This window comes from Leucobacter alluvii, from assembly GCF_039530485.1.
Classification (GTDB): Bacteria; Actinomycetota; Actinomycetes; order Actinomycetales; family Microbacteriaceae; genus Leucobacter; species Leucobacter alluvii.
The window spans coordinates 85,163-106,200 of the sequence record NZ_BAAAOP010000012.1 but is presented as its reverse complement, the minus strand read 5'-3'; the positions used below and the strand labels follow the sequence as shown (position 1 = coordinate 106,200).

26 protein-coding genes are annotated in these 21,038 nt (G+C 67.4%); 23 read left to right on the top strand and 3 right to left on the bottom strand.

Annotation, left to right across the window (positions count from 1 at the left end; translation table 11 throughout):
• Window positions 1–3 precede the first annotated feature (3 nt).
• From rplR to rplQ, 13 genes are all read left to right on the top strand, one after another.
• On the top strand, window positions 4–378 hold the full coding sequence (gene rplR, locus ABFX18_RS11720; RefSeq protein WP_010156412.1) for a 50S ribosomal protein L18: 375 nt from the start codon (window positions 4–6) through the stop codon (window positions 376–378).
• Window positions 375–1,085: a 30S ribosomal protein S5 gene (gene rpsE / locus ABFX18_RS11715; RefSeq protein ID WP_090147120.1), complete on the top strand. Its 711-nt coding sequence runs from the start codon at window positions 375–377 to the stop codon at window positions 1,083–1,085. The genes rplR and rpsE overlap by 4 nt, the downstream gene beginning before the upstream one ends.
• Window positions 1,085–1,273, top strand: coding sequence for a 50S ribosomal protein L30 (rpmD, locus tag ABFX18_RS11710; RefSeq protein WP_090147122.1), 189 nt, complete (start codon window positions 1,085–1,087; stop codon window positions 1,271–1,273). The genes rpsE and rpmD overlap by 1 nt, the downstream gene beginning before the upstream one ends.
• Window positions 1,270–1,731, top strand: a complete 462-nt coding sequence (rplO, locus tag ABFX18_RS11705; RefSeq protein ID WP_090147125.1) for a 50S ribosomal protein L15 — start codon at window positions 1,270–1,272, stop codon at window positions 1,729–1,731. Before rpmD ends, rplO begins: the two co-directional genes overlap by 4 nt.
• Before the next feature lie 212 nt (window positions 1,732–1,943).
• A complete protein-coding gene (gene secY / locus ABFX18_RS11700; RefSeq protein WP_090147129.1) occupies window positions 1,944–3,269 on the top strand; it encodes a preprotein translocase subunit SecY in 1,326 nt (441 codons plus the stop codon).
• Window positions 3,266–3,865 (top strand): adenylate kinase, encoded by a 600-nt coding sequence (locus ABFX18_RS11695; protein WP_200329809.1) that lies wholly within the window; start codon window positions 3,266–3,268, stop codon window positions 3,863–3,865. Before secY ends, ABFX18_RS11695 begins: the two co-directional genes overlap by 4 nt.
• A gap of 3 nt (window positions 3,866–3,868) precedes the next feature.
• Window positions 3,869–4,711: a type I methionyl aminopeptidase gene (gene map, locus ABFX18_RS11690; RefSeq protein WP_336661356.1), complete on the top strand. Its 843-nt coding sequence runs from the start codon at window positions 3,869–3,871 to the stop codon at window positions 4,709–4,711.
• A gap of 192 nt (window positions 4,712–4,903) precedes the next feature.
• Window positions 4,904–5,125, top strand: a complete 222-nt coding sequence (gene infA, locus ABFX18_RS11685; protein WP_010156420.1) for a translation initiation factor IF-1 — start codon at window positions 4,904–4,906, stop codon at window positions 5,123–5,125.
• A 69-nt stretch (window positions 5,126–5,194) separates the two neighbouring features.
• The gene (gene rpmJ, locus ABFX18_RS11680) at window positions 5,195–5,311 is read left to right on the top strand and encodes a 50S ribosomal protein L36 (protein WP_005050492.1); all 117 of its coding nucleotides are present in this window, start codon (window positions 5,195–5,197) and stop codon (window positions 5,309–5,311) included.
• A gap of 221 nt (window positions 5,312–5,532) precedes the next feature.
• Window positions 5,533–5,901 (top strand): 30S ribosomal protein S13, encoded by a 369-nt coding sequence (gene rpsM, locus ABFX18_RS11675; RefSeq protein ID WP_090147134.1) that lies wholly within the window; start codon window positions 5,533–5,535, stop codon window positions 5,899–5,901.
• Window positions 5,902–5,948: 47 nt separating this feature from the next.
• Window positions 5,949–6,347 carry a 30S ribosomal protein S11 gene (gene rpsK, locus ABFX18_RS11670; RefSeq protein ID WP_010156423.1) on the top strand — a complete coding sequence of 133 codons (399 nt, stop codon included), beginning with the start codon at window positions 5,949–5,951 and terminating at the stop codon, window positions 6,345–6,347.
• 153 nt (window positions 6,348–6,500) lie between these two features.
• Window positions 6,501–7,487, top strand: a complete 987-nt coding sequence (locus ABFX18_RS11665; protein WP_058594071.1) for a DNA-directed RNA polymerase subunit alpha — start codon at window positions 6,501–6,503, stop codon at window positions 7,485–7,487.
• Window positions 7,488–7,532: 45 nt separating this feature from the next.
• On the top strand, window positions 7,533–8,015 hold the full coding sequence (gene rplQ, locus ABFX18_RS11660; RefSeq protein WP_090147135.1) for a 50S ribosomal protein L17: 483 nt from the start codon (window positions 7,533–7,535) through the stop codon (window positions 8,013–8,015).
• A gap of 102 nt (window positions 8,016–8,117) precedes the next feature.
• Here rplQ and ABFX18_RS11655 read toward each other — a convergent pair whose 3' ends face one another.
• Window positions 8,118–10,019 (bottom strand): acyltransferase family protein, encoded by a 1,902-nt coding sequence (locus ABFX18_RS11655; RefSeq protein ID WP_346058417.1) that lies wholly within the window; start codon window positions 10,017–10,019, stop codon window positions 8,118–8,120.
• A gap of 97 nt (window positions 10,020–10,116) precedes the next feature.
• Here ABFX18_RS11655 and ABFX18_RS11650 point away from each other — a divergent pair, with 97 nt between their 5' ends.
• The 4 genes from ABFX18_RS11650 to glmM all read left to right on the top strand — a co-directional run bounded on the left by ABFX18_RS11650 (window position 10,117) and on the right by glmM (window position 13,489).
• A complete protein-coding gene (locus ABFX18_RS11650; protein WP_346058416.1) occupies window positions 10,117–11,010 on the top strand; it encodes a tRNA pseudouridine synthase A in 894 nt (297 codons plus the stop codon).
• 152 nt (window positions 11,011–11,162) lie between these two features.
• Entirely contained in the window at window positions 11,163–11,609 is a 447-nt protein-coding gene (gene rplM / locus ABFX18_RS11645) for a 50S ribosomal protein L13 (RefSeq protein WP_010156429.1), read from the top strand.
• A gap of 33 nt (window positions 11,610–11,642) precedes the next feature.
• Entirely contained in the window at window positions 11,643–12,122 is a 480-nt protein-coding gene (gene rpsI / locus ABFX18_RS11640; RefSeq protein ID WP_090147138.1) for a 30S ribosomal protein S9, read from the top strand.
• A gap of 17 nt (window positions 12,123–12,139) precedes the next feature.
• The gene (glmM, locus tag ABFX18_RS11635) at window positions 12,140–13,489 is read left to right on the top strand and encodes a phosphoglucosamine mutase (protein ID WP_090147139.1); all 1,350 of its coding nucleotides are present in this window, start codon (window positions 12,140–12,142) and stop codon (window positions 13,487–13,489) included.
• Between the two features lie 101 nt (window positions 13,490–13,590).
• On the opposite strand, the gene ABFX18_RS11630 is transcribed toward glmM, so the two are convergent.
• A complete protein-coding gene (locus ABFX18_RS11630) occupies window positions 13,591–14,823 on the bottom strand; it encodes a coiled-coil domain-containing protein (RefSeq protein ID WP_346058415.1) in 1,233 nt (410 codons plus the stop codon).
• A 59-nt stretch (window positions 14,824–14,882) separates the two neighbouring features.
• The gene (gene coaA / locus ABFX18_RS11625) at window positions 14,883–15,875 is read right to left on the bottom strand and encodes a type I pantothenate kinase (protein ID WP_200329800.1); all 993 of its coding nucleotides are present in this window, start codon (window positions 15,873–15,875) and stop codon (window positions 14,883–14,885) included.
• 32 nt (window positions 15,876–15,907) lie between these two features.
• Between coaA and glmS the strand changes: the two genes are divergently transcribed.
• The 6 genes from glmS (at window position 15,908) to tsaD (ending at window position 20,986) form a co-directional block, all read left to right on the top strand.
• Window positions 15,908–17,758 carry a glutamine--fructose-6-phosphate transaminase (isomerizing) gene (gene glmS, locus ABFX18_RS11620; RefSeq protein WP_346058414.1) on the top strand — a complete coding sequence of 617 codons (1,851 nt, stop codon included), beginning with the start codon at window positions 15,908–15,910 and terminating at the stop codon, window positions 17,756–17,758.
• A gap of 67 nt (window positions 17,759–17,825) precedes the next feature.
• Entirely contained in the window at window positions 17,826–18,197 is a 372-nt protein-coding gene (locus ABFX18_RS11615) for a holo-ACP synthase (RefSeq protein ID WP_346058413.1), read from the top strand.
• Window positions 18,194–18,751 carry a tRNA (adenosine(37)-N6)-threonylcarbamoyltransferase complex ATPase subunit type 1 TsaE gene (gene tsaE / locus ABFX18_RS11610; protein ID WP_346058412.1) on the top strand — a complete coding sequence of 186 codons (558 nt, stop codon included), beginning with the start codon at window positions 18,194–18,196 and terminating at the stop codon, window positions 18,749–18,751. The genes ABFX18_RS11615 and tsaE overlap by 4 nt, the downstream gene beginning before the upstream one ends.
• Window positions 18,748–19,392, top strand: a complete 645-nt coding sequence (gene tsaB, locus ABFX18_RS11605) for a tRNA (adenosine(37)-N6)-threonylcarbamoyltransferase complex dimerization subunit type 1 TsaB (RefSeq protein ID WP_176698285.1) — start codon at window positions 18,748–18,750, stop codon at window positions 19,390–19,392. Before tsaE ends, tsaB begins: the two co-directional genes overlap by 4 nt.
• Window positions 19,389–19,907, top strand: coding sequence for a ribosomal protein S18-alanine N-acetyltransferase (rimI, locus tag ABFX18_RS11600; protein WP_346058411.1), 519 nt, complete (start codon window positions 19,389–19,391; stop codon window positions 19,905–19,907). Before tsaB ends, rimI begins: the two co-directional genes overlap by 4 nt.
• Complete coding sequence (tsaD, locus tag ABFX18_RS11595) at window positions 19,904–20,986, top strand: tRNA (adenosine(37)-N6)-threonylcarbamoyltransferase complex transferase subunit TsaD (protein WP_346058410.1); 1,083 nt, start codon at window positions 19,904–19,906, stop codon at window positions 20,984–20,986. The genes rimI and tsaD overlap by 4 nt, the downstream gene beginning before the upstream one ends.
• The last annotated feature ends 52 nt before the right edge of the window (window positions 20,987–21,038 follow it).

Sequence of the window (21,038 nt, the reverse complement as noted above, 5' to 3'; positions counted from 1 at the left end):
CCCATGGCCGCTTCAGTATCCCGGGCTAAGGGTCGGTCGGCTGCGCGCGTTCGCCGCCACACCCGCCTGCGCAAGAAGATCGTCGGCACGGAGGTTCGCCCCCGTCTCGTCGTCAACCGCTCATCCCGCCACGTCTTCGTACAGGTCGTCGATGACTCGAAGGGTCTCACCCTCGCTTCGGCTTCGACCATGGAAGCCGATCTGCGTTCGTTCGACGGCGACAAGACCGCCAAGGCCCGCAAGGTCGGCGAACTCGTCGCTGAGCGCGCCAAGGGCGCCGGCATCGACGCTGTGGTATTCGACCGCGGCGGCAGCAAGTACGCCGGTCGCGTCGCAGCGATCGCCGATGGCGCTCGCGAAGGGGGGCTGACCCTGTGAGCAACGAAACGAAGGAGCAGCAAGTGTCTGCAGAGGCCCAGTCTGAGACGACGGCCGGGCAGGCCGCTCCGGCTCAGGATCACCGCAACGAGCCGCGCGAGCAGCGTCGCGGGAGCCGCGATCGCGGAACCCGCAACGAGCGCGGCGGCCGCGACCGCAACGAGAGCCAGTTCCTCGAGCGCGTCGTCACCATCAACCGCGTCTCGAAGGTCGTCAAGGGCGGCCGTCGCTTCAGCTTCACCGCGCTCGTCGTGGTGGGCGATGGCAACGGAACCGTCGGCGTCGGCTACGGCAAGGCGAAGGAGGTGCCTCTCGCCATCGCAAAGGGTGTCGAAGAGGCCAAGAAGAACTTCTTCCGCGTGCCCCGCGTCGGCAGCACCATCCCGCACCCCGTGCAGGGCGAGGCCGCAGCCGGTGTCGTACTTCTGCGTCCGGCAGCAGCAGGTACCGGTGTTATCGCCGGTGGCCCGGTGCGCGCCGTACTCGAGTGCGCCGGCATCCACGATGTGCTGAGCAAGTCGCTCGGTTCGTCGAACACCCTGAACATCGTGCATGCGACCGTTGAGGCACTGCAGCAGCTCGAGGAGCCCCGCTCCGTCGCAGCTCGCCGCGGCCTCGACTTCGACCGCGTCGCTCCGGCCCGCATCGTGCGCGCTGAGGCGAAGGCCGCGGCCGACGCTGCCGCGAAGGCAAAGGCAGGTGCGTAATGGCGAAGAGCCTGAAGGTTACGCAGACGAAGTCCGTCATCAGTGAAAAGCAGAACCAGCGCGACACGCTGCGGAGCTTGGGTCTCAAGAAGATCGGCCAGTCGGTCGTTCGTGAAGACACTCAGGCCAACCGAGGCTACATTCGCGCGGTCGCTCACCTGGTAGTGGTTGAGGAGATCGACGTATGAGCGAGAACAACGAGGAGCGTGAGTCGGTGCTGAAGGCGCACCACCTCCGTCCGGCTCCCGGTTCCAAGAAGGCCAAGACCCGCGTGGGTCGTGGCGAGGCATCGAAGGGCAAGACCGCAGGCCGCGGTACCAAGGGCACCAAGGCTCGGTACCAGGTCAAGGTCGGCTTCGAGGGTGGGCAGATGCCGCTGCATATGCGCACCCCGAAGCTCCGCGGGTTCAAGAACCCGTTCCGCACCGAGTACCAGGTGGTGAACGTCGCGAAGCTCGCTGAGCTCTACCCCCAGGGTGGCGACGTCACCGTCGAGGATCTCGTGGCCAAGGGCGCCGTTCGCAAGAACCAGCCCGTCAAGGTGCTGGGCAACGGCGACCTCCAGGTCAAGCTCAACGTGCAGGTCGACAAGGTCTCGAGCTCCGCTGAGCAGAAGATCGTCGCCGCAGGCGGAGCAGTGAAGTAACGGTCCGTTCGGACCAGCAACACCCTCGGGGATCTCCCGAGTAGCGGGGGCTCGGCGGGGACGGCATTCATGCCGTTCCCGCCCACCCCCGCTGTCTTGTTTCACCCGCCAATCACGGCGGTGGCTCGGTCACGCGGCACACGCCGTGTAGGCTGGAGCAATTGGTTCTCGTCGGTAGGCGAAGCCCCTTACGACGTTCCAGGAGGCAGATTTTGTTCAGCGCCATCGGACGGATCTTCCGGACACCCGATTTGCGGCGGAAGATCGTCTTCACGCTCGCCATCGTGTCGTTGTTCCGGCTCGGGTCATTCATCCCAGCACCGTTCGTAGACTTCAACAACGTTCAAGCGTGCCTGGTGGCGAACCAGAACCAGGGCAGCTCGGGCCTCTACGACATGATCAACCTCTTCAGCGGTGGAGCACTGCTGCAGCTGTCGATCTTCGCGCTCGGCATCATGCCGTACATCACGGCATCGATCATCACGCAGCTGCTCCGCGTCGTGATCCCGCACTTCGAGGCGCTCCACAAGGAAGGCCAGGCCGGCCAGGCGAAGCTGACGCAGTACACGCGCTACCTGACCATCGCGCTCGCAATCCTGCAGTCGACGACGCTCATTACCGTCGCGCGTTCGGGACAGCTCTTCGGCGCCGCCGCCAACCAGGCGTGCCAGAATCTCGTCTCCCAGGAATGGTGGGCGGTGCTGATCATGATCATCACGATGACGGCCGGTACCGGCCTCATCATGTGGTTCGGCGAACTGATCACCGAGCGAGGCGTCGGCAACGGCATGTCGCTCCTCATCTTCACCTCGATCGCGGCAACCTTCCCCGGCGCCATGTGGGTCATCAAGGAGTCGCGCGGCTGGGAAGTGTTCTTCATAGTTCTCGGGGTGGGCCTGCTGGTGGTAGCGGCTGTCGTCTTCGTCGAGCAGTCGCAGCGTCGCATTCCGGTGCAGTACGCCAAGCGCGTCGTCGGGCGCCGTACGTACGGCGGAAGCAGTACCTACATCCCGATCAAGGTCAACATGGCGGGCGTGATCCCCGTGATCTTCGCTTCGGCGATCCTGTACCTGCCGATGCTCATCACGCAGTTCAACCAACCGCAGATCGGCGAGGACCCGAAGCCGTGGGTGGTCTGGATCCAGAACAACCTGGTCTACGGCGACCAGCCGTTCTACATGCTCGTCTTCTTCCTCCTCGTCATCGGCTTCACCTTCTTCTACGTGCAGATCACGTTCAACCCGGAAGAAGTCTCCGACAACATGAAGCAGTACGGAGGGTTCATCCCGGGCATCCGCGCCGGTCGGCCGACCGCGGAGTACCTTAACTACGTGCTCACCCGCATCACCAGCGCAGGATCGCTCTACCTCGGTGTCATCGCACTGCTTCCGCTCGTCGCGCTCTCGTTCTTCGGGGCGAACCAGAACTTCCCGTTCGGCGGTGCATCGATCCTCATCATCGTGGGTGTCGGGCTCGAGACCGTGAAGCAGATCGACGCGCAGCTGCAGCAGCGCCACTACGAAGGGCTCCTCAAGTGACCGCAGAGACGACCGCGCGACTGCTGATCATCGGCCCGCCCGGAGCCGGCAAGGGCACGCAGGCCGGTCGGATCGCAGCGCGCTACCAGGTTCCGGCGATTTCCACCGGTGACATCTTCCGCGCCAACATCCAGGGCGGTACGGAACTGGGGCAGCAGGTGCAGGCCATCATCGAACAGGGCGAGCTGGTGCCAGACGAGCTCACGAACCGCATTGTCGCCGATCGCCTCTCGCAGGACGACGCGGCTTCGGGATTCCTGCTCGACGGGTACCCGCGAACAGTCGACCAGGTGCACGCGCTCGACGGGATGCTCAACGGCTCGTCGCTCGACGCCGTCGTGCTGCTCGAAGCGGACCCAGAGGAGGTCGTGGCACGTCTGCTCAAGCGAGCGGCGGTCGAGGGGCGCTCCGATGACACCGAAGAGGTCATTCGTCATCGCCAGGACGTGTACGCCGAGCAGACCGCACCGCTCATCGAGCTGTTCTCCAAGCGGGGCATCCTCGTCTCCGTCGACGGGCTCGGCTCCGTCGACGAGGTGTCGGAGCGGATCGCTGAGGGCCTCGCTGCGCAGCTGAACGCGCGAGTCGGGCAGTAGCCCTTGGCGCGTCGAGGCCTGCTGCGACGTTCGATCTACAAGACGCCGGCGCAGCTCCGCCAGATGATCGCTCCCGGTCGCGCCACGGCGGCCGCGCTCTCCGCGATGCGGGCAGAGGTGGCTCCCGGAATCACCCCGCTCGAGCTCGACGCGATCGCTGAGCGCGCCGTCCGGCAGCACGGCGGATCTCCGAACTTCATGCTGGAGCCCGGGTACCGCCACACGATCTGCGCGAACGTGAATGAGCACGTCGTTCATGCGATCCCGACAGATCGTCCGCTCGAAGCGGGCGACATCGTCGCTCTCGATGCCGGGGCAGTGGTAGACGGGTGGCACGGAGACGCTGCATTCACAGCGGTGCTGCCCGACCACGCCGACCCGGAGCGGACGTCGGCCAACCAGCATCTCAGCGATGTCACCGAGCAGGCGATGTGGCGGGGGATCGCGCGTCTCGCTTCGGCATCGCACCTCGGAGAGGTCGGAGAAGCCGTCGCCGCCTACGTCAGAGCCCACAGCAGTTTCGGGGTGCTCGAGGACTACATCGGTCACGGCATCGGTCGCAGCATGCACGAGGATCCTCCGGTGTTCAACGTGCCGACGCGCCGACGCGGGCCGGAGGTGAAGCCGGGGCTCGTCGTCGCGATCGAACCCATCATCTCGGCAGGCGGGATCGACACCGTGGTCGAGGACGACGACTGGACGGTGACGATCGCCGACGGATCCATGAGCGCGCAGTGGGAGCACAGCGTCGCCGTGCACGAGCGCGGCATCTGGGTGCTCACCGCACCCGACGGGGGAGCGAGCGGCCTCGAGCCGCTCGGAGTCCGGCCCGTGCCGTTCGTCTAGGGACGCAGGAACCGCGTCCGCCACGACGCGACACTCGGCGAGCTTTACAAAAGGCGACACGCCGAGTACTCTTGATCTTTGGTGCTTTGCGCCTGCTTTTGCGTTCGCGCCGACCGTAGTCGGACCGCGGTCGGAGACGCAGAAGCTGAGCATTCGCATGACCAGTACACCTACGCAAGCGATAGTGAGGCTATGGCGAAGAAAGACGGCGTCATCGAGATCGAGGGACACATCGTCGAGGCTCTGCCCAACGCGATGTTCCGCGTCGAGTTGACCAATGGACACAAAGTGCTCGCTCATATCTCAGGCAAAATGCGTCAGCACTACATCCGCATCCTTCCCGAGGATCGCGTGATCGTTGAGCTGACGCCCTACGATCTGACCCGCGGCCGTATCGTCTACCGCTACAAGTAGGTCGCTGGGAAGTAACGACTCGCGGCACTCCGCGAGTACGAGGACAGCGATACACACGAAGGAACCATCATGAAGGTCAATCCCAGCGTCAAGCCGATCTGCGATCACTGCAAGGTCATTCGCCGCCACGGACGCGTCATGGTGATCTGCAAGAGCAACCCGCGCCACAAGCAGCGCCAGGGCTGAGTCCCTGCCGTCGCCGGCGGCTCTGCAGAACACACAACTGAATATCTGATCCAGCGCATCGAAGAACCTGCGCGGATCTCATGGAATCGGAACGCGCAGCGTCCGTGAGAGATCCGCGGTGAGCTCACCAGCCCACCTCATTTCGTGCAGGGGACACCTCGGGCCGGAGGCCCGAACCCCCGATGCGCACCACACCTCCACGATCCGCAAGGAGAGCCAACATGGCACGTCTCGCAGGAGTCGACATCCCACGCGATAAGCGCGTTGAGATCGCACTCACTTACATCTACGGCGTCGGGCGCACGAGCGCGCTCAAGACGCTCGCCGACACCAGCATCGATGGCAACATCCGCGTCAAGGACCTGTCGGATGAGCAGCTGGTCGCGCTTCGCGATTACATCGAAGGCAACTTCAAGGTTGAGGGCGATCTTCGCCGCGAGGTCGCAGCCGATATCCGCCGCAAGGTGGAGACCGGCAGCTACCAGGGGCTCCGCCACCGGAAGGGCCTGCCTGTGCACGGTCAGCGCACCAAGACGAACGCTCGTACCCGCAAGGGCCCGAAGCGCACCGTCGCCGGCAAGAAGAAGTAACGCCGGTCCGTTAGACCTACACACAGAGCTTTTCAGGAGAACACTCAATGGCTGCACCAAAGACCGCGGCTCGCAAGCCGCGTCGCAAGGACAAGAAGAACGTCGCCGTGGGCCAGGCCCACATCAAGTCGACCTTCAACAACACGATCGTCTCGATCACCGACACCACCGGTGCCGTGATCAGCTGGGCCTCCTCAGGCGGCGTCGGCTTCAAGGGTTCGCGCAAGTCGACTCCGTTCGCCGCTCAGCTCGCCGCTGAGTCCGCTGCGCGCAAGGCGCAGGAGCACGGCATGAAGAAGGTCGACATCTTCGTCAAGGGCCCGGGCTCGGGCCGCGAGACCGCGATCCGCTCGCTGCAGGCCGCTGGCCTCGAGGTGGGTTCGATCAACGATGTGACGCCGCAGACGCACAACGGCTGCCGTCCGCCGAAGCGTCGCCGCGTCTGATCGGAAGGTCGCGCCGGCGCGAGCCGGCGCGACTGCCGCCCCAGTGGCGGCGATCCGTCGTATTCAGCACCGGCTCTCCCCGGTGCTTCAGCCCACTTCAATCCCGATACCGCATGAGTCATATAGCGGACTCCAGCGAAAGGATCACACACCGTGCTGATTGCACAGCGACCCACTCTGACTGAAGAATCGATCTCCGAGTTCCGTTCGCGTTTCGCCATCGAGCCGCTTGAGCCCGGCTTCGGCTACACGCTCGGCAACTCGCTGCGTCGTACCCTGCTGTCGTCCATCCCCGGCGCCGCGGTCACGAGCGTGCGTTTCGAGGGCGTCGCCCACGAGTTCACGACCATCCCGGGCGTGACCGAGGACGTCACCGAGATCATCCTCAACATCAAGGATCTCGTCGTCTCGAGCGAGCATGACGAGCCGATCACCGCGTACCTCCGGAAGACCGGCGCCGGCGAGGTCACCGCCGCCGACATCTCGGCTCCGGCGGGTGTCGAGGTGCACAACCCCGAGCTCGTCATCGCAACGCTCAGCGACTCGGCTCAGTTCGAACTCGAACTGACGATCGAGCGCGGCCGCGGATACGTCTCGGCCGCTCAGAACCGCAACGAGGACGCTGAGGTCGGCCGTATCCCGGTCGACTCCATCTACTCGCCGGTGCTGAAGGTCACGTACCGCGTCGAAGCGACCCGAGCCGGCGAGCGCACCGACTTCGACCGCCTGGTCGTCGATGTCGAGTCGAAGCCCGCCATCTCCCCGCGCGACGCGATCGCGTCTGCAGGTTCGACGCTCGTCGAGCTCTTCGGGCTCGCGCGCGAGCTGAACACCGCGGCCGAGGGCGTCGAGATCGGCCCCGCGCCGGTCGAGGTCGTCGCGGAGGGTGAGCTCTCGATCCCGATCGAGGATCTGGATCTCTCGGTGCGCAGCTACAACTGCCTCAAGCGCGAGGGCATTAACACGGTGAGCGAGCTGGTAGCGCTCTCCGAGGCGCAGCTGATGAACATTCGCAACTTCGGCCAGAAGTCGGTCTTCGAGGTGCGCGACAAGCTCACCGAGATGGGCCTCTCGCTCAAGGACGCGGTGCCCGGGTTCGACGGTGCGCAGTTCTACAGCTACGAAGACGACAACAACTAACGGTTCGGCACTGTCCGCCCGACCGCACACTTACTGGAGTAAATAATGCCCAAGCCCAACAAGGGCCCCCGCCTCGGAGGCGGCCCCGCACACGAGCGTCTGATGCTGAACCAGCTGGCTTCGCAGCTCTTCGAGCACAAGCGCATTCAGACGACGGAGACGAAGGCCAAGCGCCTGCAGCCCGTCGCCGAGCGCCTCGTCACCTTCGCGAAGCGGGGAGACCTGCACTCGCGTCGTCGCGTCATGCGTCAGATCCTCGACAAGTCGGTTGTCCACGAGCTCTTCACGGAGATCGCACCGCTCGTCGAGAACCGCGAGGGCGGGTACACCCGCATCGTCAAGACCGGATTCCGCAAGGGCGATCGTGCCCCGCTCGCCGTGATCGAGCTCGTGCTCGAGCCGGTCACGCCGAAGCCGAAGGCTGAGAAGCCCGCCGCTCCGGTTGCAGAAGAGCCCGCTGAGGAGACCACCACCGAGGCGCCCGCTGAGGAGACCACCGAGGCACCCGCCGAGGAGAAGGCCGAGTAGCCTCCTCGTTCGACTGTTCGAAAGCCCCCGTTGCGTTCTGCGCACCGGGGGCTTTCGGGTTGCAGGGGCGCCGGTTGCCTATCTCCCGCGACGGCGGTTCGGTCAGCGGCGCGGCAACGCGTAGCCGATGCCCTCGCCGGGGCGCTGCAGCTCTTCGAGAGCGTTCTCCACGCAGTCGGCGTAGAGCTCGCCGCCGCTCGGGTTCGGGTGGATCCCGTCGCCCGCGAGCGCGGACGGCGGGGCGGCGGAGATCGTCCCCTCCCAATCGGCGACGACGACGCCGCGATGGGTGTCGGCGTAGGCCGTGAGAGCGTCATTGACGCCGGGAACCCAGTCGCGATCCGCGTGCGCGTTGACGAGCACGATGAGCCGGTCGCCAGCCGACTGTCGCAGGCTGTCGAGTTCTTCGAGTCGTACGGGCCCGTTGGTCCCGAGGCCGACGAGGAGCACGGGGCGCAGGACGTCGGTACCCGCCTGCTCCGATGCGAGTGCGACGCCGGCTCCCATGCTGCGCGATACGGATGCGTCGATCGCTATGCCCGGAAAACGCTCCTCGAGCTCGGGGAGGCTCGCCAGCATCACCGAGTCTCCGATGGCGCTCATGTCGGCACCGGCGGCGGCGATCGGCTCGTCGGGCTTCGTCGAGCTCTCGCCTGCGGCGGCAGCAGCTGAGCTCGCGTCCGGTCCGTCGTCGGCGCCCGCTGCCTCAGATGCCTCCGACTGCGACGCATCGCGCGCGGCTGCGCCTCGTTCTACAGCATCTGCTGCTGAGGTCTGCGCGGGCGCCGTGGCGACGGCGAACACGGTGGCCGGCACGGTGAGGACCAGCACGGAAGCCACCACGGCCGGAACAATCCTTCGGCCTCGGAACGCTCGGTCGGGCCGCGCCAGGAGCATGAGTGAACGCCTGAGGCCGAACCGTCTCACGGGCTCCTCGATGTATCGGAACGAGAGCGCCGCCGTGATGAGAGTCAGCGCCAACGTCACGGCGCCCACGATCCACGGCGATCCCGTTCCGAGGCCCGCTGCGACGAGCAGCAGCAACGGCCAGTGCCAGAGGTAGATGCCGTACGAGCGCTCTCCGACCCACCGCAAAGGCCGTGCGTCGAGCGCCGCACCGATCCATGCGCCCGGCCTCGTCACCGCCCACACGGTCAGGAGTGCGGCGAGGGAGGCCAACTGGAAGCCCCAGGCGAAGCTCTGCTCGCCGCCCTCCTGCAGGGTCACCGCGAGCCAGCCCAGTACGCCGAGCCCGGCCAGGGCGATACCGGTCAACGCGAGCTGGGCGTACCGGCCCGGTCCCCGGTGCGGCAGCTCGGATGACCTTCCTGTCGTGAGGAGTGCGAGGCCCGCGCCGAATGCCAGCCCGAACGAGTGCGTATCGGAACCGAAGTACACCCGGGTCGGCTCAGCGCCGCCAGCGGAGAGCGCGATCATGAGGAACGCGGAGGCCGTGCCGAGCGCGACGAGGGGGAGCGCGCGCAGCACGCGGCCCCGGATCCTGACGATGACGAGCAGCAGGAGCGGGAGAACGATGTAGTACTGCTCCTCGATCGCCAAGGACCAGGTGTTGCGGAAGAGCTCGGGGGCATCTCGCGCGAAGTAGTCGGCGCCGGCCGCGATCGAGGTCCAGTTGCCGACGAAGAATGCGGCGCCCGCGATCTGACGTCCGATTCCGACGAGGAGGTCGCGGTCGACGAGCTCCGCGACGGCTGTCGAGACCGCGAGCACCAGCCCGAGCGCTGGGAGCAGACGTCGAGCGCGACGTCGCCAGAAGTGACCGAGCCGGATTCGCCCCGTGCTCGCATGCTCTCGCAGCAGCAGCGTGGTGATCAGAAAGCCGCTGATGACGAAGAAGATGTCGACGCCCAGAAACCCGCCGGGCAGTGGGCCGGGGAAGAGGTGGTAGCAGAGCACGAGGCCGACCGCGATGGCGCGGAGACCGTCGAGCCCCCCGAGCCGGTCGGCGCGGGGGAGTGCACGTGTCGGAGGAGTCTGAGTCATAGTGTCGAGTGCGGCGCGGTCCCGGCCGGGGCGCCTCGGGCATCCAGTGTACGTTGCGCCCTGACCGGCACGCTGAGGCATCTGGCAGGATCGATGCATGCACCACTCTGCTTCGGTACGCCTGCGGCTCGATCTCTCGTACGACGGCACCGATTTCTCGGGTTGGGCCGCACAGCCGGGCCTGCGCACCGTGCAGGGGAGCCTGGAAGGCGCCCTCGCAATGCTGCTGCGGGTCGACGACCCCGCCTCCGTGCGCCTCACCGTCGGTGGGCGCACCGATGCAGGAGTGCACGCGCGCGGTCAAGTGGCGCATCTGGACGTCACCCCTGCGCAACTCGAGAAATGGACCGCGCGGCGCCGACCTGAGGAACCCGCCTGGGAAGCCCCCGAGCTCGCCCGCCTTCGCGCGCGGAAGCTGACCGGGATCGTCAGCCGTGCAGCCCCGGACGTCGTCGTGCACTCGGCGCACGTCGTCCCCGCGGCCTTCGATGCCCGCTTCTCCGCGCTCAGGCGCAGGTACGAGTATCGACTCATCGGGGCTGGAATGCGGAAGGATCCTCTGGTCGCGCGGTACACGGCCGAGGTTCCACGCCCCCTCGACTTCGACGCCGTGCAACGCGCGTCAGACGAGCTGCTCGGTCTCAACGACTTCACCACGTTCTGCAAAGCCCGCGAGGGGGCGACGGCCGTGCGCGACCTCCTGCGCTTCGAGTGGAGGCGCGCGGAGGACGGCGCGTACGCCGCTCGGATCGAGGCCGACGCATTCTGCCACTCGATGGTGCGTGCGCTCATCGGAGCGGTCGTCGCGGTCGGAAGCGGACGCATCGATCACGAGGAGCTCGTCGCGCTCCGCGATGCGCGCGCGCGGACGAGCCGCTTCACGGTGATGCCGGCACACGGGCTCTCGCTCGAGGAGATCGCGTATCCGTCGAACGATGCCCTCGAGGCGCGCGCCGCGGCGACACGAGCGCGCCGCAGCGCGATCGACTGAGCGGGCCCCGGCGTCCGTTCTGTGCTAGTGTTGATCTTTGGTGCGAAAGCACCCGATTTGTTGAGCCCTCCAGCCGCGCGCGCACCCCTCGGGGACCACGCACCGGAGTGGGATTCACGAACTCCTCCAATTCGACAGAAAGCAGCACACAAGTGACTCGCACGTATTCACCGAAGGCCGCCGAGCAGAAGCACGATTGGGTCGTCATCGACGCAGCCGACGTGGTGCTCGGTCGCCTCGCATCGCACGCAGCGGCTCTGCTCCGCGGCAAGCACAAGACCACCTTCGCGCCCCACATGGACATGGGCGACTACGTGGTCATCATCAACGCCGACAAGGTCGTGCTGACCGGGAACAAGGCGAAGAACAAGCGCGCCTACCGTCACTCGGGCTACCCGGGCGGTCTCCGTTCGGTCAGCTACACCGAGCTGCTCGAGAAGAACCCGGAGCGCGCGGTCGAGAAGGCCATCCGCGGCATGCTTCCGAAGAACTCGCTCGGCGCCGATCTGTTCCGCAAGCTGAAGGTGTACGCAGGTGCTGAGCACCCGCACGCTGCTCAGCAGCCCACCCCCTACACCTTCGGCCAGGTCGCGCAGTAATCGCGCCCCGAGACCTCAGAGAGAGAATTCACAGTGACTGAAGAGCAGACCGTGGCCACCGAGAGCTACACCACCGAGACGCCGGCCGGCCAGGCCGCCGTCGCGTCGCCCCGTCCCGCGCTCACCGTTCCCGGTGCAGCAGTGGGCCGCCGCAAGCAGGCCATCGCCCGCGTGCGCCTCATCCCCGGTTCGGGCACCTTCACGGTGAACGGACGCGAGTTCGCGGAGTACTTCCCGAACAAGCTGCACCAGCAGCTCATCACCGATCCGTTCACCGCTCTCGAGCTGAACGGCTCGTACGACATCATCGCTCGCATCGGCGGCGGCGGCCCCTCGGGCCAGGCTGGCGCGCTGCGTCTCGCGATCGCTCGTGCGCTGAACGAGATCGACGAAGAGCACAACCGCGCGACCCTGAAGAAGGCCGGCTTCCTGAGCCGCGATGCGCGCATCAAGGAGCGCAAGAAGGCCGGTCTCAAGAAGGCCCGCAAGGCGCCGCAGTACTCGAAGCGCTAAATCGAGGCTTCCAACACATGGGACGCCTATTTGGCACCGATGGGGTTCGAGGGCTGGCTGGCGTCGATGTGACTGCCGAGCTGGCCCTCAGCCTCGCTCGCGCTGCGGCTCTCGTTCTCGGGCGTTCTGCCCGGGGCGAGAGCCGTCGTGCTGTGGCCGTCGTTGCGCGTGATCCGCGCGTCTCCGGCGAGTTCATCTCCGCGGCAGTCTCTGCCGGTCTCGCTTCTGCGGGCGTCGACGTGCTCGACGCCGGCGTGATCCCGACTCCGGCGGCGGCCTATCTCGTGGCAGACACCGGCGCCGATTTCGGCGTCATGGTCTCGGCCTCGCACAATCCGGCAGCGGACAACGGGATCAAGTTCTTCGCCGAGGGCGGTCGCAAGCTCGCGGATGACGTCGAGGACGAGATCGAATCCGCGATGGACGGTCCGGTCGTGGCCGTCACCGGCCGGGAGGTCGGACGCATCCGCCGTTTCGCGGATGCGGAGGATCGGTACCTCGTGCATCTGCTCGGGACGCTCGAGGGTACGCGCCTCGACGGAGTTCACGTCGTGCTCGACTGCGCGCACGGCGCAGCGGCCGGCATCTCGCCCGACGTGTTCACCGATGCTGGGGCGCGCGTCACCGTCATCGGCAACGACCCCGATGGTTTCAACATCAACGACGGCGTGGGATCCACGCATCTCCAGCCGCTGGCCGCCGCGGTCATCGAGCACGGCGCCGATCTGGGGATCGCGCACGACGGCGATGCCGATCGCTGCCTGGCCGTGGACGCTGCCGGCGAGGTCGTCGACGGCGACATGATCATGGCGATCCTCGCACTGTCGATGGCGCGCCGCGGAAAGCTCGTCCGCAACACGCTCGTCGCCACAGTGATGTCGAACCTCGGCCTGAAGCTCGCGATGGCAGACAACGGCATCGACGTGGTCGAGACGGGCGTCGGCGACCGGTACGTGCTCGAGGCGATCAACGCCGAGGGGTATTCCCTCGGCGGGGAGCAGTCGGGTCATGTGATCATGAGCGATCACGCGACGACGGGCGACGGGATCCTGACCGGTCTGCACATCGCCGCAGAGGTCGTGCGCACCGGGAAGTCGCTTGCGGAGCTCGCCACCTGCATGACGGTGTACCCGCAGGTGCTCGTGAACGTTCGCGGAGTCGATCGCACCGGTGTGCACGGCGATGAGGTGCTGCAGCAGGCGGTGCGTCAGGCCGAGATCGCGCTCGCGGGTAACGGACGAGTGCTCCTTCGCCCCTCCGGCACCGAGCCGGTCGTCCGCGTGATGGTGGAAGCCGAGCATGCGGAGGATGCACAGCGACTCGCCGATGATCTCGCGGGCATCGTGCTCGAACGCCTCGCCGTCTGAAGCTTCGCACAACGCCGGCGCTCGACCCCTCCGGGGGTCGGGCGCCGGCGTTTCTGCTGAGCGGGCCTCGGCGCTCCCGCGCAGCGCCGGTCGGAGCCGCGTCAGTACCAGTGCGGATCTCGCGCCTGCCAAGCGCCCCAGGCCGCGCACGGGCTCCCGTATGCCGCCTGGATGTAGGCGAGACCCCAGTCCACTTGCGTGTTGCCGTTCGTCCGCCAGTCGGGGCCAGCAGTGGCCATCTTCTCGGCAGGCAGAGACTGGGGGATGCCGTATGCGCCGCTGTAGGGGTTGAGCGCATCGGCGCGCCAGCCAGATTCCCCGTTCCAGAGCGGGACGAGGCAGGAGAACTGGTCGTCACCCCAACCGTAGGCGCCGAGCGACGAACGAGCGTGGGCCTGGGCGCCGGCCGGGTCGACGCCGACACCGCCGGCCGGATCGCCGCCGCCCGTGCCGGGATCGGTGCCCCCGGGTGACTCCGACCCGCCCGCAGGAGGCTCCGCCGGGGGATTCGCAGTCCGGTCGCGCTCTTCCTGCTGCCGCGCCGCCTCCTCGCGCTGCCGCTCCTGCTCTGCGGCCTGCTCGGCCACCTGCAGGCCGATCTGATACTGACGCTCCGCTTCAGCCGTCGTACCGCGCAGGGCGGCCAACTGGGCGTACATCGTCTCGCTCCGCTCACCCGCGCGTGCGACTGCGGCGTCCGAATCCTGCTGCGCCCGGTCCGCCGATGCAGCGGCAGCCTCGGCCTCGTCGGCCAGACGCTCCCGCTCGCGTTTCGCGTCCGCAGCCTGGTCGTGGAGGGATGCCGCCGAATTGACCTCCGTCTTCGCACGTTCCGCGATGCCGTTCCAGGTGCCTGATACCTGAGACGACATGCTGAACTTCGCCATGAACTCCTCGGGATCGGACGCGGTCGCGAGCGCGCTCGCACTCGCGAGCCCCGTGCCGTTGGTGTACATCCAGGAGACCATTCGGCCGACCGCCTCATCATTGTCGCCGAACGACTGCTCGGCCTGCTCGATGCGCGATTGCAATGCCGCTTCACGGGCGACCGCTGCCTCGACCGCCTCGCGCGCCTCTCTCGCGCGGCCATGGGCACTCGCTGCAGCCGACGTCGCGGCTGTCGCTTCATCGCTGGACTGCTGCAGTGCACGCTGCAGACGCGCGTACTCGGCTTCGGCGGCGGCTTCGGAGTCCTGCGCCGCCCGCACCTCCGACCACGTGGCGTAGTCGCTCGCGCTGCCGTCGACGGCGATCGCCGGTATCGTTCCCGCGAGCACGAGCGAAGCGGCGAGCCCCGCGATCAGGGCGCCACGAATGGAACGGTGATGACGCATAGCCTCCAGCGTAAACGATGCCGGGGCGCCGGAGCCTGCCGAGCCGCGAGGGGCTCCACCTACAATTTGCGCAGCAGCACCTTCTGCACGCGATGATCGGACTCCTTGCGGAGCACGAGACTCGCCCGCGCCCGCGTCGGCCTGATGTTCTCGACGAGGTTGGGCTCATTGATGTTGTTCCAGAACTCGTCGGCGATCGCGAGCGCCGCATCGTCATCGATGGTGGCGAAGCGCCGGAAGTGCGAGCTGGGGTCGGCGAAGGCGCTCTCCCGCAGTTTCAGGAACCGCTGCCGGTACCAGCGCTGAATATCGGAGGATCTGGCGTCCACGTACACGGAGAAGTCGAAGAGATCGCTGACGGCGAGCGGATGAGCCATCGATGCGGGCTGCAGCACGTTCAGTCCCTCGACGATCAGGATGTCGGGCCGGCGGACGACGGTGTACTCGCCGGGAACGATGTCGTAGACGATGTGGCTGTAGTGGGGCGCCCTGACCTCATCGACGCCGGCTTTCACCTGCGACACGAAGCGGAGCAGACTGCGCCGGTCGTAGGACTCCGGAAAACCCTTGCGGTGGGCGATGCCGCGTCGTTCGAGTTCTGCCGCGGGGTAGAGAAAGCCGTCGGTGGTGATGAGCTCCACCTGCGGCGTCTCAGGCCAGCGCGCCAGCAGATCCCGAAGGATCCTCGCCACAGTGGACTTGCCGACGGCGACCGACCCCGCGATGCCGATGACGAACGGGCTCTGGCGCTCCCCGCCGCGCTGCAAGAACCCCCGGGTGCGCTGATGCATCTCGCGCGCGGCGATCGCGTACTGGTTGATCAACCGGCTCAGCGGGCGGTACACCTGAGACACCTCCGCCATGTCGAGCGGTTCTCCGAGGCCGCGGAACGCTGCGATCTCGCCCTCGCTGAGCGGCATCGGAGTCTCTCCGGCCAACCGGGCCCACTCGTCGCGGCCGATCTCCGTGAACGGAGAAGTGAACTCGGGGCGGATGAGCGGGTGCGTGTCGGTCGTGACGGTTGCACCGGGAGGGGAGATGTTCTGGGTCATCGTGCATCAATGGTGCCACTAAACTAGGCCGCATGTGTGGAATCGTTGGATATATCGGCCCGAACGACACGGTCGAGGTACTGCTGAACGGGCTTCGACGTCTGGAATACCGGGGCTATGACTCCGCCGGCGTGGCCGTCGTCGATACGAACGGATCGCTCTCCGTGCGGAAGCGCTCGGGCAAGCTCGCGCGCCTCGAGGACCTCCTCGAGGCGAGTCCCCTCGACGCCTCGGGCACCGGCATCGGCCACACTCGCTGGGCGACCCACGGCGGACCCACCGATGTGAATGCTCACCCGCATCTGGGCGACGAGGGCAAGCTCGCGGTGATCCACAACGGCATCGTCGAGAACTTCGCGCAGCTGCGCAGCGAAGTGGAGTCGGCGGGCGTTGAGCTGCTGAGCGAGACGGACACCGAGGTCGTCGCGGCGCTGCTCGGCCTCGAGGTCGCACGTCAGGGCGATCTGGAAACGGCTTTCCGCGCCGTGGTCGCACGCCTGCACGGCACGTTCACGCTGCTCGCGATGCACCGCGACGAGCCGGGCAAGGTCCTCGCGGCTCGCCATCACTCACCGCTCGTGATCGGCCTCGGCGATGGCGAGAACTTCCTCGGATCGGACGTCGCCGCCTTCGTGTCGTTCACCAAGCGCGCCGTCGCAGTCGAAGAAGACAGCATCGCGATCATCACGCCCGCCGAGGTGCGCGTGACCGACTTCTCCGGCAACACGGTCGAGTTCGAGGAGTTCGAGGTCGAGTGGGATGCTGACGCGTCCGACAAGGGCGGCTGGTCGTCGTTCATGGCGAAGGAGATCAACGAGCAGGCGGACGCCGTCGGCAACACGCTCCGGGGCCGCATCTCGAGCGCGGGGGTCGAGATTCCCGAGCTGACAGCGCTCGGCGACGACCGCCTGCGCGAGATCGACCGCATCATCATCATCGCCTGCGGCACCGCGTCGTACGCGGGGCACGTCGGTTCCTACGCCATCGAGCAGTGGGCGCGCGTTCCCGTCGAGGTGCAGCTCAGCCACGAGTTCCGGTACCGCGACCCGGTGCTCTCTGACCGCACGCTGGTCATCTCGGTCAGTCAGTCGGGCGAGACCATGGACACCCTGATGGCGGTCAAGTACGCCATCGAGCGCGGGGTCACGACGATCTCGGTCTGCAACACGCAGAGCGCGACCATTCCGCGCGAGTCGGACGCTGCGGTGTACACCCACGCCGGCCCCGAGGTCGCGGTCGCTTCGACCAAGGCGTTCGTCGCCCAGATCACTGCGATCTACCTCATCGGATTGCATCTCGCGCGTGTTCGCGGAACGTTCTCCGCTGAGGAGCAGACGCGAGCCGTCGAGCAGTTCGAGGCGCTGCCCGCGAAGGTGGCGGAGGCGATCGAGACACGCGACCAGATCGCACAGCTCGCGCACTGGATGGCGGACACGCGGTCCGTGCTCTTCCTCGGCCGTCACGTCGGGTACCCGATCGCACTCGAAGGCGCCTTGAAGCTCAAGGAGATCGCCTACATCCACGCGGAGGGCTTCGCCGCCGGGGAGCTCAAGCACGGCCCGATCGCGTTGATCGATCATGGTCAGCCGGTGTTCGTGCTGGTTCCCAGCCCGCGGACGTCGCCGATCATGCACTCGAAGGTCGTCTCGAACATCCAGGAGATCCGCGCCCGTGGCGCACGGGTCATCGCCGTGGTCGAGAAGGGCGATACCGCAGTGCTGCCCTACGCGGACGACGTCGTGCGGTTGCCGCTGGCCGACACCCTCTTCGAGCCGCTCCTGCAGGTCATTCCGCTGCAGTGGTTCGCTCTCGAGCTCTCGACCGCGAAGGGGCTCGACGTCGACCAGCCGCGCAACCTCGCCAAGTCGGTCACGGTCGAGTAGACGATCCGACGAGCAGGGCGAAGCAGGGGGCGCCGGGGCCGGAGAGCTTCGACGTGTGAGGAGCGTGATGATACTCGGAATCGGCGTCGACACCGTCGAAATCGCTCGGTTCGAGCGCACCATCGAACGTACGCCGCGGCTGCGTGCGCGCCTCTTCACCGGGGCTGAGCGCGGCCGACCCGTGCGCTCGCTCGCGGCGCGGTTCGCCGCGAAGGAGGCGCTCATCAAGGCGCTGGGCGGCTCCGATGGTCTGCGGTGGCATGACATGGAGATCGAGCGCACGGACGACCGCGCGCCTTCATTCGTGCGAACGGGCCCGCTGCTCGCCGTGCTCGAACGCAGGCGCGCCGCACTGCCGCACGTGTCGATGACGCACGACGGGGGATTCGCGACGGCGTTCGTCGTCGTCGAAGAGCGGACGACGGGAGCGACGCGGTGACGGTCGAGAAGAGCGTCGAGGAACTGCATCACGTCTCCGATCCCGACGCCATGGGAGCGCTCGGCGCGCGACTCGGACGGGTGCTGCGCGCAGGCGATCTGGTGATCCTCACCGGCCCGCTCGGCGCGGGCAAGACGACATTGACCCGTGGAATCGGCGAAGGGCTCGGAGTACGCGGTCCCGTGCAGAGCCCGACCTTCGTGCTCGCGAGAACGCATCCCTCGCTCGTCGGGGGTGCGCCGCTCGTGCACGTCGATGCGTATCGGCTCGACGGTCCCGATGAGCTCGACGACCTCGACCTCGACTTCGAAGGATCCGTTGTGGTCGCGGAGTGGGGCGCCGGCATCGTCGACACCAGAACGGACTGGATCGAGATCGTGATCGAGCGCCCGGTCGGGGCCGACGATCCGGATCCCGTATTCGACGGCAATGCCCCGCAGGCGGGGAAGGGTGCCGCTGCTGAGATGGAAGACTGGTCGCAGACGCTGATCGAACCGCGTCGGATCACCGTCAACGGGTACGGTCCGCGCTGGGCCGGAGGAGTGCTGGGATGAACGTGAACGCGCCGGAGCTCGGGGAGCACGTGCTGCTCGCGATCGATACCGCCATCGGTACGACCGTCGCACTCGGAGCGAGCGGTCGCATCCGCGTGGCGGTGAGCGATGACCCCAGGGGGCACGCCGAGGCCATCGGCCGACTGCTCGATGAGGTGTTCCGCGCGACCGGCACGCATCCTGCCCGGGTGACGGGAGTCGTCGCGGGAATCGGGCCGGGCCCGTTCACGGGACTCAGGGTGGGCATCGCGGCCGCCCACGCATTCGCGCTGGGGCGAGGCGTCCCAGTGCTCCCCGTGCAGGGCCACGCCGCAGTCGCGCTCGACGCGTTCGAACAGGGCGCTCCCGAGCATCTGCGCGTGGTGCAGGACGCGCGCAGGCGAGAGCTCTTCGTGACGGAGTTCTCCGCGCTCGACGAGGCCGGACTGCCCGTCGCCACCGCAGGTCCGTCTCTGCTGACCCGTGCCGAATACGTCGAGCGTCCGGGCGACATCTGGCCCGAGCGCATTCCAGCAGCCTCGCTCGTGCGGGTGGCGGCCCGCCGCCTCGCGTCGAACCGTCCGTTCGACGACGACCGTGCGCTCTACCTCCGGGCCCCGGATGTCGCGCAACCTACTGCGCCGAAGCGGGTCTCGACATGAGCGCGTCCGACACGAGCCCGGCGGCCGCGGGCCCGGTGCTGCGCAGCGCGACTCTGGATGACCTCGATGCCGTCTGGTCGCTTGAGACATCCGTGTTCGGCGCCGAAGCCTGGAGCCGCTCGATGATGCGCGAAGAGCTCGTCGGCGACCACCGCGACTACCGTGTGCTCGTCGACGGGCGCGGTCGGGTGCTGGGGTACGCCGGCATGCTGGCGCTCGGGGCGGAAGCGGATATTCAGACCATCGCCGTGCATCCGGACGTGCGCGGGACCGGGCAGGGCCGTCGTCTCATCGATGCGCTGCTCGACGGGGCCGAAGCGCGCGGGGTGAACGAGGTGTTTCTGGAGGTGCGCGCCGACAACCCGGTGGCGCAGAAGCTCTACGAGAGCCTCGGATTCGAAGGGATCGGCACGCGACCGCGGTACTACCAACCCGAAGGCGTCGATGCCATTGTGATGCGGCTCGCGATGGGCGGGCGCACACGGAGCGGACGGGCGATGGGGGATCAGGCATGACGAGCACGGACCCGCTCGTTCTCGGCATCGAGACGAGCTGCGATGAGACCGGTGTGGGCATCGTGCGCGGGCGCACGCTGCTCGCCAATGCGATCGCCTCGTCCATGGACGAGCACGCGAGATACGGCGGCGTCGTTCCGGAGGTCGCTGCGCGAGCGCACCTCGAAGCGATGACCCCGACGATCGAGCGCGCCCTGACGGTTGCCGGCGTTGCGCTCGAAGAGCTCGACGCCATCGCGGTTACCTCGGGCCCGGGGCTCGCGGGCGCCCTGATGGTGGGAGTCTCAGCTGCGAAAGCTCTGGCGGTGGCGCTCGACAAGCCGCTGTACGCGGTGAACCACCTGGTCGGCCACGTCGGCGCCGACCTGCTGCACGGCGACGGACTGCGCGGAGCCGTGGGCGCCGTCGGCGAGCTCGAGCTTCCGACGATCGCCCTGCTCGTCTCCGGGGGCCACACCTCGCTGCTGCTCGTGCGCGATCTCGTGTCCGACGTCGAGATGCTCGGCGAGACGATCGACGATGCCGCAGGGGAGGCGTTCGACAAGGTCGCACGCCTGCTCGGTCTGCCGTACCCGGGAGGCCCCGAGATCGACCGGGTCGCTGCGACGGGTGATCCCCACGCGATTCGCTTCCCGCGCGGCCTCACGCTGCCGAAGGATCTGGAGCGTCACCGCTACGATTTCTCGTTCTCGGGACTGAAGACATCGGTCGCGCGATGGGTCGAGAAGCGCGTGGCGGCCGGGGAATCGGTGCCGGTGGCGGACGTGGCGGCCAGTTTCCGGGAGGCCGTCGCCGACGTGCTGCTGACGAAGGCGGTCGCGGCCTGCAGCGACCTCGGGGTGCCGCGCCTCTTGCTCGGCGGGGGTGTCGTCGCCAACGCGCGCGTCCGCGAGCTGGCGACGGAGCGAGCGGCGACGGCGGGGATCGAACTGCGCGTTCCGCCGTTGTCGCTCTGCACCGACAACGGCGCGATGATCGCCTCCCTCGGCGCTCAGCTCGTAGCCGGCGGGCATGAGCCGTCCGGGCTCTCCTTCGGAGCCGACTCGACGCTCCCGGTGCAGCAGGTGCAGGTGCTCTGACGGAGAAGCCGCCTGTCAAGGCCGCTTCAGGTCCGGGAGAAAACTCGCCATT

Coding starts and splice junctions, on each gene's coding strand:
- rpmJ (WP_005050492.1), top strand. CDS start 5,195: ATGAAGGTCAATCCCAGCGTCAAGCCGATCTGCGATCACTGCAAGGTC.
- glmM (WP_090147139.1), top strand. CDS start 12,140: ATGGGACGCCTATTTGGCACCGATGGGGTTCGAGGGCTGGCTGGCGTC.
- ABFX18_RS11655 (WP_346058417.1), bottom strand. CDS start 10,019: ATGACTCAGACTCCTCCGACACGTGCACTCCCCCGCGCCGACCGGCTC.
- tsaD (WP_346058410.1), top strand. CDS start 19,904: ATGACGAGCACGGACCCGCTCGTTCTCGGCATCGAGACGAGCTGCGAT.
- infA (WP_010156420.1), top strand. CDS start 4,904: ATGGCGAAGAAAGACGGCGTCATCGAGATCGAGGGACACATCGTCGAG.
- rpsK (WP_010156423.1), top strand. CDS start 5,949: ATGGCTGCACCAAAGACCGCGGCTCGCAAGCCGCGTCGCAAGGACAAG.
- glmS (WP_346058414.1), top strand. CDS start 15,908: ATGTGTGGAATCGTTGGATATATCGGCCCGAACGACACGGTCGAGGTA.
- ABFX18_RS11630 (WP_346058415.1), bottom strand. CDS start 14,823: ATGCGTCATCACCGTTCCATTCGTGGCGCCCTGATCGCGGGGCTCGCC.
- rimI (WP_346058411.1), top strand. CDS start 19,389: ATGAGCGCGTCCGACACGAGCCCGGCGGCCGCGGGCCCGGTGCTGCGC.
- rpsM (WP_090147134.1), top strand. CDS start 5,533: ATGGCACGTCTCGCAGGAGTCGACATCCCACGCGATAAGCGCGTTGAG.
- tsaB (WP_176698285.1), top strand. CDS start 18,748: ATGAACGTGAACGCGCCGGAGCTCGGGGAGCACGTGCTGCTCGCGATC.
- ABFX18_RS11615 (WP_346058413.1), top strand. CDS start 17,826: ATGATACTCGGAATCGGCGTCGACACCGTCGAAATCGCTCGGTTCGAG.
- coaA (WP_200329800.1), bottom strand. CDS start 15,875: ATGACCCAGAACATCTCCCCTCCCGGTGCAACCGTCACGACCGACACG.
- rplQ (WP_090147135.1), top strand. CDS start 7,533: ATGCCCAAGCCCAACAAGGGCCCCCGCCTCGGAGGCGGCCCCGCACAC.
- rpmD (WP_090147122.1), top strand. CDS start 1,085: ATGGCGAAGAGCCTGAAGGTTACGCAGACGAAGTCCGTCATCAGTGAA.
- ABFX18_RS11650 (WP_346058416.1), top strand. CDS start 10,117: ATGCACCACTCTGCTTCGGTACGCCTGCGGCTCGATCTCTCGTACGAC.
- rplO (WP_090147125.1), top strand. CDS start 1,270: ATGAGCGAGAACAACGAGGAGCGTGAGTCGGTGCTGAAGGCGCACCAC.
- rplR (WP_010156412.1), top strand. CDS start 4: ATGGCCGCTTCAGTATCCCGGGCTAAGGGTCGGTCGGCTGCGCGCGTT.